Raw genomic sequence first — 12,430 nt, forward strand, 5'->3', positions numbered from 1 at the left:
AACAGTCACTCCTCCAGATGATGAGACTCAAGGCATCGCAAATCACCTGATTGCTTTCTTTGAAAAAGAAGTTGCTGAAGGCCGTTTACCTAAGAACCTTGGTCCATTACAAGCAGGAATCGGTTCAATTGCCAATGCAGTATTAACAGGTTTAAAAGATTCTAATTTTGAAGACCTCATCATGTACTCAGAAGTACTACAAGACTGTACTTTTGAACTCATTGATGCAGGTAAAATGAAGTTTGCTTCTGGTAGCTCAATTACCCTTTCAGCTAAATGTGGTGAGAAAGTTTTTGGCAATATCGAAGCTTACAAAGACAAATTAGTACTTCGTCCACAAGAAATTTCGAATCACCCTGAGCTTGTACGTCGTTTAGGTATTATCGGCATTAACACTGCACTTGAGTTTGATATTTACGGCAACGTGAACTCAACTCACGTATGTGGTACTAAAATGATGAACGGTATTGGTGGTTCAGGCGACTTCGCTCGTAATGCTCACTTGGCAATTTTTGTGACCAAATCAATTGCTAAGGGTGGCGATATCTCTTCTATTGTGCCAATGGTAAGCCACGTTGACCACAGTGAACACGACGTTGATATTTTAGTAACAGAGCAAGGTTTAGCAGACTTACGTGGCTTAGCACCTCGTGAACGTGCTCGCGCAATTATTGATAACTGTGTGCATCCGCTTTACCGTGATGCATTGAACGACTACTTTGATCGTGCCTGTGCCAAAGGTGGACATACTCCTCATTTACTTCGTGAAGCATTGTCTTGGCATGCAAACTTCGAAGAAACAGGTCAAATGCTTCAAGCGGCACCTGTTGCAAAATCAGCGTAAGCAATATTTTTAATTTAAGCACTCCTACGGGGGTGCTTTTTTATTTGTTTAAATTATTCACAACTACTGCTCAATTGCGTATTTTTATTTTATCTTTTCAATACATCAAAACAAAAAGTAGAAATCCATATGTTTATTATTCGTCAATTTACAAATGCAGATCTGGATGATGTGGTCAATTTATGGGAAAGCTGCGACCTAACCCGTCCATGGAATAATCCTGAAACCGATATATTTAGAAAAGTCTCACAACAGGATGATTTGTTTTTGGTTGCTATTAAAGATGAGGAATTGATTGGCACGCTCATGGGCGGCTATGACGGTCATAGAGGCTGGATTAACTATTTGGCTGTTCATCCCCACCAACAACGCTTAGGAATCGCTACAGCGCTTGTTCAGCAGCTTGAAAAGCGCCTTATCGCTCGTGGCTGCCCAAAACTTCAATTATTGGTGCGTAAAGACAATCTAAATGTGCTGAACTTTTACGAACAGCTCGGTTATGACGAAGTAGAAGCCGTATGTTTAGGAAAACGACTCATTAATGATAGTCCTCACGAGTAAAGACAAATTTCAGTTGAGCCATTTCTAGAAAGTTCAAACATTGTTGGGGATAAGTGAGTTTGCTTGTGGATAAAATGAGATTTATACACAAGTGAAGTCTTAATATTTTTTATTAAATAAATAGGCATGAAAAAAGCCCCATACTTTAAAGTATGGGGCTTTTTCGAATATGGTGGCGAGACCCAGGATCGAACTGGGGACACACGGATTTTCAATCCGTTGCTCTACCTACTGAGCTATCACGCCGATGGCCTGTATTAAGCCGCATCTCAGAACAATAGTCAACAATTATCCTGAGTTTCTGATTTAAATGAGTATTTTTTATACTTAAAAAAAATCCCTGATGGGATCAGGGATTGAAAACACAAATAATGGTGGCGAGACCCAGGATCGAACTGGGGACACACGGATTTTCAATCCGTTGCTCTACCTACTGAGCTATCACGCCGATGGCCTGTATTAAGCCGCATCTCAGAACAATAGTCAACAATTATCCTGAGTTTCTGATTTAAATGAGTATTTTTTATACTTAAAAAAAATCCCTGATGGGATCAGGGATTGAAAACACAAATAATGGTGGCGAGACCCAGGATCGAACTGGGGACACACGGATTTTCAATCCGTTGCTCTACCTACTGAGCTATCACGCCGAAGTGGGCGTATTAAACAATGTTTATAAGAAGACGTCAAGCAACTTCCGTATTTTTTGTAACAAGTGTTTAATTTTAAATCACAAGTACAGGAAAAATGGAATTTTAGCTATGCAATTTACCAATATGCGCTAAACAGCGATGAATGGCACCGCAGCCTGGCTCAAAAATTTTAACGCCTTTTGATTCTTCTATACGACAAGCTTCTTCTACCAAGCGCTCAGCTACCCCACGACCACGGTTAGCAGGGTGTACAACAATATATTCAAGTACCTTGCTTTCGCCTTGTCCTGAACACCAGATTGCACCTATAATTTTGGTGTTAAATTCGGCAGTGTATAGCGTGGTATACTGCTGTAAATCTTGTTCAAGTTGTTCAATCGCATCGTGCCCGTCACCAAACTCCGGACTTGTGTCATACAGTCGCTCAAGCTGATCGCGGATCTCTGAATTATCTAGAGAACTATAAGCATGTACGGTAATAGGCATTGATTAACCCTCCTGAGCAAACTATGATGCTGTCACGAATTCGTCACAGCGAAATTGTCGTTAACATCCAATCATTTTTGACGTTTTTTGAGGAACGTGTCCATGACGCAACGTATCAGTGAAGTGGTTAGAAATACCAATGAAACCAAAATTCGAGTTCGTTTAAATCTCGATGGTACTGGTCAAGGCACACTAAACACCGGAGTTCCATTTTTAGACCATATGATTGATCAAATCAAGCGACATGGCTTATTTGATATCGATATTCATTGTGATGGAGACTTAGAGATTGACGATCACCATACCGTAGAAGACTGCGGTATCACGCTTGGACAAGCTTTTGCACAAGCTTTAGGTGATAAAAAAGGTTTACGTCGTTATGGACATTTTTATGCGCCATTAGACGAAGCTTTATCTCGTGTGGTTGTAGATTTGTCTGGTCGTCCGGGTTTATTTATGGATATTCCATTTACTCGCGCGCGCATCGGTACCTTTGACGTAGACTTATTTTCCGAGTTTTTCCAAGGTTTCGTAAACCACGCCCTTATGACCTTACATATTGATAACTTGAAAGGTAAAAATAGCCACCATCAAATCGAGAGTGTATTTAAAGCACTAGCGCGTGCTTTGCGTATGGCATGTGAAATTGATCCACGTGCTGAAAACACGATTGCATCGACAAAAGGTAGCCTCTAATGACACGTATCGCGTTACTTGATTATGGCATGGGCAATCTACACTCAGCTGCTAAAGCACTTGAGCATGTAGGTGCTACAGTCGATGTAACTAACGACCCAAAATTAATTGCACAAGCCGACAAAATTGTTTTCCCGGGTGTTGGGGCAATGCGTGACTGTATGCAAGGCATGCGTGAAGCAGGTATTGATGAAGTCGTACGCAACGCTGCTTTTAATAAGCCAGTTCTTGCAATCTGTGTAGGCATGCAAGCGCTTCTACAAAGCTCTGAAGAAAATGGCGGTGTAGATGCCTTAGGTATTTTTGAAGGTGTTGTTAAACACTTCCCTCAAATGGAAGGCTTAAAAGTCCCACACATGGGCTGGAACCAAGTTCACCAAATGGACCCAAGCCATCCAATGTGGAACAACATTGATCAAGATGCTCGCTTCTACTTTGTACACAGCTATTATGTTGAACCGAAAGATGAAAATCTTGTAGCTGCAACATGTGAATACGGCGTGAACTTCTGTACGGCAATTCACAAAGATAATTTATTTGCGACTCAATTCCACCCAGAGAAAAGTCACACTGCAGGTTTACAGTTACTGAAAAACTTTGTGGAATGGAATATTTAATTTCACAAAAGCTTTAAACAGATCAGGTCTAGATGGCCTGATCTTTTTTTTTATTTATAATAACAAGCAATCATTTATAGAATGATATTTTATTCAACAAAATATTGAATATTCATACTTTTAAATAAAACCAAATGAACAGGATAAACACAATGAATTCACCTTTTGAAAATCAGCCACTTCAGCAAGATTCGCCCTTTAAGGCAAATGGACGTTTTGGACGGCTCTCTTATGCTGCTTGGACCTTCCTATTTACGTTAACCCTCGCTGCTGCTGTTCTACTTATTATTTTTACTTTCGGTCTTACACAAAATGAGGGCACCCCAGGTTTTACTGCGCCGGGCATCATCGCTATTGCCATTCTCTATATCGTCGGTATTTATATTAGCTTCGTATTTACTATTCGCCGTTTGCATGACCGTAATAATACAGGTTGGTTATCTTTACTCATGCTCGTACCGGTCGTGAACATTGGCCTTGCCGTTTATTTATTTTGTGCAAAAGGAACTGAAGGCCCTAATGATTATGGACCGAAGCGTCCAACGCCAAGCTGGGAACGTGTTTTAGGCTGGATTTATATTGCACTTATTCCACTTGCAGTCATTTTTGCTATTGTTGCCACAATCATGGCTCCTACCTATGAAGGCTATGTTGAAAAAAGCGAGAGCGTTATCATTGGGTCCCCATCTCAGTCTCAATAATTTTTAAAGTTTCCTAAAGCCTAGTTCTCTAGGCTTTATTCATATATAAAGGGAATAGCTCAATTTATTTGTACGCTGTGAAATATGTCCGAAGCCCCGTCCCTCCTTGATAAAGCCTCTATTCAGCAGCTTCCACTTTTTAAAAATCTTAACCACCAAAATATTGTGGTGATTGAAAATATTGAGCAATGCAAAACGATTGAAGAAGAATTAAAAGCAGCGATCTTTTTAGGATTTGATTCCGAATCTAAACCGACATTTCGAGTGGGCGAAGTCTCGACAGGTCCACACTTAATTCAACTTGCCACTGAACATAAAGCCTATTTATTTCATGTAAATTCATCGACTTTAAAATTTTTACAACCTATTTTATCGAACCAAAAACAACTTAAAGTCGGCTTTGGTCTTAAAAATGATAAGCACATTTTTCATAAAAAAGGCATAGAGCTAGAAAGCAGTATTGACCTCGCCAAAAGTTTTAGTCACTTTGGTTTTAAACACCAAATGGGTGTACAAAAAGCTGTAGCACTGTTGTTTGGACAATATCTTGCAAAGTCAAAAAAAGTCGGAACATCAAATTGGGCACAAAAGCCACTTAACTCACAGCAAATCAGTTATGCCGCCGCTGATGCTTATGCTGCCTTACTAGTATTTTTAGAGCTGCGTAAACAAAACCTATTACCGGCTCACATTTCACAAACGATTCAAACCGCACTTCATGCGTAAAGTTATAAAAGTCTTTTCTAAGGCTTAGCGATTGATCAATACTTTGCTAAGATGTGCACAATTTCATAAACATGATGAAGCAAGGAGCGAAAGCATGCTAATCATTCCAGCAATTGACCTGAAAGATGGTAAATGTGTGCGTTTAAAACAAGGGCGTATGGAAGACGATACCGTTTTCTCTGACGATCCGGTTGCAACTGCCCAGCATTGGGTAAATGAAGGCGCACGTCGTTTGCATTTGGTCGATTTGAATGGTGCTTTCGCAGGTACGCCTATCCATAAACCTGTTGTTGAAGCAATTGCTAAAGCTCAGCCAGAGTTACCAATTCAAATTGGTGGTGGTATTCGCTCATTAGAAACAATTGAACACTACTTAGAAGCTGGCGTGACTTTTGTCATTATCGGGACTAAAGCCGTTCAAGAACCTGAATTTGTAGAAGAAGCTTGTAAGCGTTTTGCAGGCCACATCATTGTGGGTATTGATGCCATGAATGGTATGGTTGCAACTGACGGTTGGGCAAACGTTACCGACGTAAAAGCAACTGATTTAGCAAAACGCTTTGCTGATGCAGGCGTATCTAGCATTGTTTATACAGACATCGCACGTGATGGCATGATGCAAGGTGTAAACGTTGAGCAAACTGTCAACTTGGCTCAATACTCTGGCTTACCAGTGATTGCTTCAGGTGGCGTAACTAATCTTGATGACGTTCGTAACTTAAAAGGCAAACCAGGCATTTTAGGTGCAATCACAGGTCGTGCAATTTATGAAGGCACTCTAAACCTTCGTGAAGCTCAGCTTCTGTTAGATGAAAACCGCCTTTAATTTTTAAGATGTAAAAAAAGAGCCTGTTTAGGCTCTTTTTTTATTTATTGATATGAAAATATATTCCGAATCAATACACCACATTACGAATAAATTTAAGCACTTGATTACCACTATTAATATAAGTGTAAGTTACTGAACTGGCATATATAATTGAAGAACCAGCAGCTATAGTTTTTGTGCTATCTACAAATTGTATGGTTAGCTCACCTTCTAATACATAAATAAGTTCTTGCCACCCTTCTGGGTCTGCTTCAGCAATATAAGACTCCCCTACTGCCAAAGACCATGTCCAAAGCTCAACTTGAGAACGGGAAGGAACTGAAGCCAGTAAAGTAGCTTTACTTTCTTCTTTTTCGCCTTGCCAAGCAAGTACATTAACCAACGCATGTTCTTTATGCTCTGGTGCACTTACAATCGTTCTAAAGTTTACGCCCAACACTATCGCAATCGCATCGAGCTTAGCTAGGCTGATATTGACTTGTCCTGTCTCTAAAGCAGCAATAGTACGTCTACTTACACCCGCCTGGTCTGCTAATTCCTGTTGGCTTAAACCACGCTCATCTCTTAATGAACGAATATTTGTGCCTACGTGCTGTAAAACGGTACTCGAATGGCTCATAGAATAGGTGTACAGAAAATTTGAGCAATATATTGCACAAAACAGAAGAATAGCGCAATATGTGCAGTATATTGCACAATTCATTCTAATTTTGAGTATGTCACCAATTTCTTTGAGTTCAAGCAAAGCCCCACAGTTAGCACTCGTTTTGATTACTATGATTTGGGGCGGAACATTTCTTACAGTGCAATATGCACTGAATTTTACATCGCCTATGTTTTTTGTAGGCTGCCGCTTTGCTGTAGCAGCACTAACGTTATTGCTTATTTCATTCAAAAGCATGAAAGGCGTTACGTTAAAAGACTTAGGTGCTGGTAGTGTGATTGGTCTAGTCATTGTGGGCGGCTATGGAACTCAAACAATTGGCCTGCAAACCATTCCGAGTAGTGAGTCAGCTTTCTTAACGGCGCTTTATGTTCCACTTGTTCCTATTTTAATGTGGCTCATCTTTAGAAAGACGCCACATGTCATGACTTGGGTGGGAGCAGCTTTGGCTTTTGCTGGTCTTGTTTTATTGACAGGGAATGGTTTTGAGCAAATTTCATTAAGTTTTGGGCAGCTTTTAACAGTACTTGGCTCAGTTGCGATTGCTTTAGAAATTATTTTTATTAGTTATTTTGCTGGAAAGGTAAATTTGCGTCGTGTGACCATTATTCAACTTGCTGTCGCATCTCTACTTTCGTTTGCCGTTATGCCTGTGGTGGGCGAGCAAACGATTCCAGCATTTTCATGGCCGCTTGTACTTACAGCTGTTACATTAGGTTTAGCAAGTGCACTGATTCAATTTGTGATGAACTGGGCTCAGCGTATGGTCGATCCTTCACGTGCTGCGATTATTTATGCAGGAGAACCTGTTTGGGCTGGGGTTATTGGCCGAATCGCAGGTGAGCGTTTACCACTGATTGCCCTTTTTGGCGGTGCTTTAGTGGTGTTAGGTGTTTTAGTCAGTGAGTTAAAACTTAAGTTACCCATTAAAAAAACTAAAAGAATTCGAGAATAAAAAAGAGAGCTTAACGCTCTCTTTTTTATTTATTAAGGTTGGTACATCGGGCGGTTATCATTTAACGCAATCAGACCGCGAATTGCACGATATACGATCCAGATCCATGCCGCTGTAATCACGCCCACACAGAATACGGTCGATGAGATCGCAACACCTGCAAATAAATCGGTATTTTCACCTGTAAAAAACAAGAAAATAAACGGTAAAAAGGCAATAATATTCCAAGCGAGATACCACCAGAATGTTCTGATTTGCCAAGTAAAGTGACTCGCAAAAATTGAACCTTGAACATCGGAACGTTTTACGTAGTTAATAATTAAAGCAATAATCGCAAGTAAGCCGCCCGTAAAAATGGCAACAATATAAAGTACATACAAAATAAGTGTTAAAGTACGATTTGGATCTTGGTCGATAGAACTATTCATTTTTATACCTCTCAAGTTTAATAAAACAATTTACTTTTATGATCCCCGCAAAACGTTTAAAGGAGAAATTAGCCACAAAATCAAAAGTAAATGAAGGAATATGGTACAAAAATAAATCTTACGAAATGGTTGTTTTTGTGTTTTATGTCTCAGTTTTTGTTGTGCCCACCATGCAGCTGGCCAACCGCCTAAAAAACTCACAATATGTAAAGTCTGTTCAGGAATACGGCGATTGCCTAGTTGTGCGGCTTCTTTATCTTGTGAATATAGCCAATAACTTAAGACATTCGTCATTAAGATAAACAATAAGGTATAAGCTGGCAGAACATGGATAAAACTCATAATGCCCATTAGAACAAAATAAAATACGATGCCCATTTGCATGGCAGACCATGGTTTTGCCTGAAATGAAGATTCTGTTTTTGCTGACTTTGAAGCTTTACGCGTTTGTGATGCCTTTAAATAAGTGACTTGCTGGGCACGGAAGCGACCTCGCTCATCTAAAATGACCAAATACTCTAGTGCACAACCAATAATTGGCCGAGGTCCGGGGCGTGCAAAATCTTTGATATGCAAAAAGACTCGCTCTTTTTCAGCATCATCTGGCTGAATAAAGCCATAACCTTTTTCGTCGAACCATTCGACTAATCGCCCCTGATCTCGCATCTTTATTCCTTTTATGCTTTTACATGACTTAAACGGTCTTGCATCATTGCTCGCATTTCTTGCGGATCTTTTTGCAAAATGTCGTCGCCTGTACGTCCTTCTTCTTTATTTTTTTGAGCAACTTGCAAACGCATTGACCAGAAACGGCACGCTGCCATTGCTAAGAATACATCTAAACATTCAAGTTCATCTGAAGTAAGCACTCGAACTTTTTGGTATGCCGCTAAGTAAGCTGCCACTTTGTCTGTGTTTAAATGTGCTGCTGGATATTCGGTACAAAAATCATTGATGGTAATCGCAATATCAAACAGTAATTCATCTTGATTTAACTCGTAAAAATCTAAGATACCTTGTAATTGATCACCTTCAAACAATGTATTGTCGCGGAATAAATCTGAATGAATAAAACCTGTTGGTCGGTTTGAATACTGTGCTGTTTTCGCATTAAACGCTTGATAGACCTGCTCAAGTAAAGCTTGGTCATCTTGAGTCATATTTGGCTTAAGCTGCTCTGCAACGCCTGTCCAGTATTGATGATCGCGTCGATATTCACGCTCAAGCGGAAAATCTTGTAAAGCCACATGCAGTTTCGCTTGTGCATCTGCAATTGCCGCAACTTGGGCTACTGTGGTTTGCATGGGATGGTGCCCCATAAGACGTGGTGCAATCTGTGCAGGCTTTTCTGCAATAACGTGAACCGCTTGGCCGCTATGCTTTAATGGCACGGCAACGGGTACATCATGAGTGCCTAATTGTTCAAGTACAGGAATAAGTTCACCTGCCCCTTTGGCATCTAACTCTTCAAACACGGTAAGTACATATTGTTTGCGGTTTACATCAACCAAAAAATAATTGGTGTTTTGAATACCTCCCTGAATTGGGTTCAGCTCCAACACCTCTAATCCATAAGGTGCAGCAAAGGTGCGAACTTCATCTAAACTCAACGGGGTATAAACCGACATGGAAAACCTGCAAAAAACATCTGTGAAGTTTGATAGAATACCTCTTCCCTCCATGAAGGTGTAGCGCCTGTGTAGGAACTTTCACCAACGGCGATTATTTTTGGAAAAAGCTATGCTTGCTAAACGTATTATTCCTTGCCTAGACGTTGATAACGGACGCGTAGTTAAAGGCGTTCAATTCCTCGATATTCGTGATGCAGGCGACCCTGTTGAAGTGGCTCGTCGCTATAACGAACAAGGTGCAGACGAAATTACTTTCTTAGACATTACCGCTACACATCATGGCCGCGATACCACTTACCGTACTGTTGAACGTATGGCCGAGACTGTATTTGTGCCCTTAACTGTCGGTGGTGGAGGACGTAAGGTTGAAGATATTCGTGCGTTATTAAATGCAGGTGCAGACAAAGTGAGTATTAACTCGGCTGCCGTATTTAATCCGGAATTTGTTCAAGAAGCCTCACAGCATTTTGGCGCGCAATGTATTGTGGTTGCGATCGATGCCAAAAAAACTGGCGACAACAAATGGGAAATCTTTACTCATGGTGGCCGTAAACCAACGGGTATTGATGCGATTGAATGGGCTGTAAAAATGGCTGACTACGGTGCGGGTGAGTTACTCATTACCAGTATGGATGCCGACGGCACTAAAGCAGGTTACGATATTGCTTTAATGCGTGCCATTAATGACCGCGTTACTATTCCAACGATTGCCTCAGGCGGTGTAGGTAACTTACAACACCTTGCAGACGGTATTTTACAAGGTGGTGCCGATGCAGTATTGGCAGCAAGTATTTTCCACTTTGGCCAATATACGATTCCAGAAGCTAAACAATATTTAGCTGAACAAGGCATCGAAATGCGCTTGTAAGCTTATTTATATTTAAAGGGGCAATATGCCCCTTTATTTTTTATGCAGCGCCATCGACCATATTGATGTCACTAACGAGTTGAGGCTTTTCTTTTTTCTCGACCCATTTTGCAGGGAAAATTTTTTCTACAGCTTGAGAGAGTGGTCTAGCAAGCATAGTAGGTAACCTTATCCCCAAAGGGTTTTGTTCTTTTAGGTCTGCCGAAGATACCACACGTGTACCCATCACATAATCAAACCAAGGTTTGGTCACGCACCAGTTGGCGTCTTGGTTCGAGTTCATATGGTGGTCGTAATGCCACGGAATTTTACGCTTTGCCCAGTCAGGCTCTAAATGTGCACGGCGATGAATATAGTAATAATTTCCTGCACTATACCAAGCTGCAAGCGCCATTCCTTTTGAAAATGGGTAAAACATTGCACTTGAAACGGTTGCCACCACAGCAAGTGAAATTAACTCATTTTTAGTACGCCAGTTACTAACACCTTCCACATAGCAATCATCATGAAATTGTTGTTTACGGACTTCACGATGGTGTGCCCAATGGGACTCCATGCTTCTTGGTACTGGGCTATAACGCGGTTGTCCAGCACGGTGTACACCATGCAAAATATATTTATGCGCCACCCATTCAAATGCATTCGCAACTGCAATTCCTGCAATAAACCCTTTTAGCATCGCCTTACTCCTTTTTCTTTTTATTTAGAATATAAAATTCGCTATGCTAGGTATTGACCAGAATTTATGGTTTCATTGGGCTTTGTTGCACAAAGCTATTCTTGAAGGCTTCTTCAGTAATATAATTTCCAGATGAAGAAGCCTACACCTAAAATCTATCGTACAACCAATTGGTCCTCGTATAACCAAGCTTTAATCAAGCGAGGAAATATTTCAATCTGGTTTGATCCTAAGACGCAATGGTATGCACAACCACAAGGCAAGCAAGGACGAAATCAAACTTATTCCGATACAGCGATTCAATGCTGTTTAATGATCAAATCTCTATTCCGTCTTTCTTTACGTATGGTTACTGGCTTTGTTCAAAGCCTGATTAAACTCTGTGGCTTGAATTGGACAGCACCAGATTACTCCACCCTTTGTAGACGACAAAAGCATATTGATATTGCGATAAGCTATCAGAAAAGTCATGATGGGTTACACCTACTTGTCGACTCTACGGGTTTAAAGTTTTTAGGTGAAGGCGAATGGAAGCGTAAAAAACATCAGCCTGAATACCGTCGGCAATGGCGTAAACTGCATATTGGTATAGATGCTGAAACACTGCAAATACGTGCCGTTCAGCTTACTACAAATAATGTCAGTGATTCACAAGTACTAGGTGATTTACTGGATCAAATTCCACTAGATGAGCGAATAGATTCTGTCTATACCGATGGCGCGTACGACACGAAGTGCTGCAGAAAAGTGATTTCAGATCGTCAAGCACATGCAGTAATTCCACCCAGAAAGAATGCCAAGCCCTGGAAAGATTCTAAAATAAGTTCAATAGAACGAAATGAGTTACTTCAAACGGTTAAACATTTAGGCAGAACCCTATGGAAAAAATGGTCGGGTTATCACCGTCGTAGTTTGGTGGAAACCAAGATGCATTGCATCAAATTATTAGGTGATAGGCTGACGGCAAGACATTTTCAAAGTCAGGTCAATGAAATTCATGCGCGTGTGGCAGTTCTGAATAGATTTACGGAATTAGGTAGACCTCGCACCCAAGTTGTGTCTTAAATTTGAATGGATTGGGGAGAACTCAGC

General features: G+C 40.7%; 16 protein-coding genes and 3 tRNA genes. 10 read left to right on the forward strand and 9 right to left on the reverse strand.

The window, feature by feature from the left end; translation table 11 throughout:
• Both J671_RS23470 and J671_RS23475 read left to right on the forward strand, forming a co-directional pair.
• On the forward strand, nucleotides 1-844 hold an 844-nt coding region (locus tag J671_RS23470; protein ID WP_031983671.1), incomplete at its 5' end, for an acetyl-CoA hydrolase/transferase C-terminal domain-containing protein.
• Nucleotides 845-973: 129 nt separating this feature from the next.
• Entirely contained in the window at nucleotides 974-1,405 is a 432-nt protein-coding gene (locus J671_RS23475) for a GNAT family acetyltransferase (RefSeq protein ID WP_004884764.1), read from the forward strand.
• 170 nt (nucleotides 1,406-1,575) lie between these two features.
• Here the strand turns inward: J671_RS23475 and J671_RS23480 are convergent.
• The 4 genes from J671_RS23480 to J671_RS23495 all read right to left on the reverse strand — a co-directional run bounded on the left by J671_RS23480 (nucleotide 1,576) and on the right by J671_RS23495 (nucleotide 2,544).
• Nucleotides 1,576-1,651, reverse strand: a tRNA-Phe gene (locus tag J671_RS23480).
• 126 nt (nucleotides 1,652-1,777) lie between these two features.
• A tRNA-Phe gene (locus J671_RS23485) sits at nucleotides 1,778-1,853 on the reverse strand.
• 126 nt (nucleotides 1,854-1,979) lie between these two features.
• Nucleotides 1,980-2,055, reverse strand: a tRNA-Phe gene (locus tag J671_RS23490).
• Nucleotides 2,056-2,160: 105 nt separating this feature from the next.
• The gene (locus tag J671_RS23495; RefSeq protein WP_002052206.1) at nucleotides 2,161-2,544 is read right to left on the reverse strand and encodes a GNAT family N-acetyltransferase; all 384 of its coding nucleotides are present in this window, start codon (nucleotides 2,542-2,544) and stop codon (nucleotides 2,161-2,163) included.
• Nucleotides 2,545-2,646: 102 nt separating this feature from the next.
• Between J671_RS23495 and hisB the strand changes: the two genes are divergently transcribed.
• The 5 genes from hisB (at nucleotide 2,647) to hisA (ending at nucleotide 6,110) form a co-directional block, all read left to right on the forward strand.
• Entirely contained in the window at nucleotides 2,647-3,240 is a 594-nt protein-coding gene (gene hisB, locus J671_RS23500) for an imidazoleglycerol-phosphate dehydratase HisB (RefSeq protein WP_000194096.1), read from the forward strand.
• Complete coding sequence (gene hisH, locus J671_RS23505; protein WP_002052198.1) at nucleotides 3,240-3,857, forward strand: imidazole glycerol phosphate synthase subunit HisH; 618 nt, start codon at nucleotides 3,240-3,242, stop codon at nucleotides 3,855-3,857. The genes hisB and hisH overlap by 1 nt, the downstream gene beginning before the upstream one ends.
• Before the next feature lie 152 nt (nucleotides 3,858-4,009).
• Nucleotides 4,010-4,558, forward strand: coding sequence for a DUF805 domain-containing protein (locus J671_RS23510; protein ID WP_031983672.1), 549 nt, complete (start codon nucleotides 4,010-4,012; stop codon nucleotides 4,556-4,558).
• A gap of 84 nt (nucleotides 4,559-4,642) precedes the next feature.
• Nucleotides 4,643-5,284, forward strand: a complete 642-nt coding sequence (locus J671_RS23515; RefSeq protein ID WP_031983674.1) for a 3'-5' exonuclease — start codon at nucleotides 4,643-4,645, stop codon at nucleotides 5,282-5,284.
• Between the two features lie 94 nt (nucleotides 5,285-5,378).
• Nucleotides 5,379-6,110: a 1-(5-phosphoribosyl)-5-[(5-phosphoribosylamino)methylideneamino]imidazole-4-carboxamide isomerase gene (hisA, locus tag J671_RS23520; protein ID WP_002052186.1), complete on the forward strand. Its 732-nt coding sequence runs from the start codon at nucleotides 5,379-5,381 to the stop codon at nucleotides 6,108-6,110.
• A gap of 70 nt (nucleotides 6,111-6,180) precedes the next feature.
• Here the strand turns inward: hisA and J671_RS23525 are convergent, their stop codons facing one another.
• The gene (locus tag J671_RS23525; protein ID WP_031983675.1) at nucleotides 6,181-6,732 is read right to left on the reverse strand and encodes a helix-turn-helix domain-containing protein; all 552 of its coding nucleotides are present in this window, start codon (nucleotides 6,730-6,732) and stop codon (nucleotides 6,181-6,183) included.
• A 97-nt stretch (nucleotides 6,733-6,829) separates the two neighbouring features.
• On the opposite strand from J671_RS23525, the gene J671_RS23530 reads away from it, so the two are divergent.
• On the forward strand, nucleotides 6,830-7,732 hold the full coding sequence (locus J671_RS23530; protein ID WP_031983677.1) for a DMT family transporter: 903 nt from the start codon (nucleotides 6,830-6,832) through the stop codon (nucleotides 7,730-7,732).
• Between the two features lie 32 nt (nucleotides 7,733-7,764).
• On the opposite strand, the gene J671_RS23535 is transcribed toward J671_RS23530, so the two are convergent.
• Genes J671_RS23535 through J671_RS23545 form a run of 3 tightly spaced genes read right to left on the reverse strand, consistent with a single transcriptional unit; the run spans nucleotide 7,765 to nucleotide 9,788 of the window.
• A complete protein-coding gene (locus J671_RS23535) occupies nucleotides 7,765-8,160 on the reverse strand; it encodes a DUF4870 family protein (protein WP_004705102.1) in 396 nt (131 codons plus the stop codon).
• Between the two features lie 36 nt (nucleotides 8,161-8,196).
• Nucleotides 8,197-8,826, reverse strand: coding sequence for a DUF1294 domain-containing protein (locus J671_RS23540; protein WP_031983678.1), 630 nt, complete (start codon nucleotides 8,824-8,826; stop codon nucleotides 8,197-8,199).
• A gap of 11 nt (nucleotides 8,827-8,837) precedes the next feature.
• Nucleotides 8,838-9,788, reverse strand: coding sequence for a homoserine kinase (locus tag J671_RS23545; RefSeq protein ID WP_031983680.1), 951 nt, complete (start codon nucleotides 9,786-9,788; stop codon nucleotides 8,838-8,840).
• A gap of 112 nt (nucleotides 9,789-9,900) precedes the next feature.
• Here J671_RS23545 and hisF point away from each other — a divergent pair, with 112 nt between their 5' ends.
• Complete coding sequence (gene hisF / locus J671_RS23550) at nucleotides 9,901-10,659, forward strand: imidazole glycerol phosphate synthase subunit HisF (RefSeq protein ID WP_031983681.1); 759 nt, start codon at nucleotides 9,901-9,903, stop codon at nucleotides 10,657-10,659.
• A 40-nt stretch (nucleotides 10,660-10,699) separates the two neighbouring features.
• Here the strand turns inward: hisF and J671_RS23555 are convergent, their stop codons facing one another.
• Complete coding sequence (locus J671_RS23555; protein ID WP_023188106.1) at nucleotides 10,700-11,338, reverse strand: hypothetical protein; 639 nt, start codon at nucleotides 11,336-11,338, stop codon at nucleotides 10,700-10,702.
• A 132-nt stretch (nucleotides 11,339-11,470) separates the two neighbouring features.
• Between J671_RS23555 and J671_RS23560 the strand changes: the two genes are divergently transcribed.
• A complete protein-coding gene (locus J671_RS23560) occupies nucleotides 11,471-12,403 on the forward strand; it encodes an IS5-like element ISAha3 family transposase (RefSeq protein ID WP_004812228.1) in 933 nt (310 codons plus the stop codon).
• Nucleotides 12,404-12,430 lie beyond the last annotated feature (27 nt).

Source organism: Acinetobacter sp. 1130196 (assembly GCF_000588095.1).
Lineage (GTDB): Bacteria > Pseudomonadota > Gammaproteobacteria > Pseudomonadales > Moraxellaceae > Acinetobacter > Acinetobacter nosocomialis.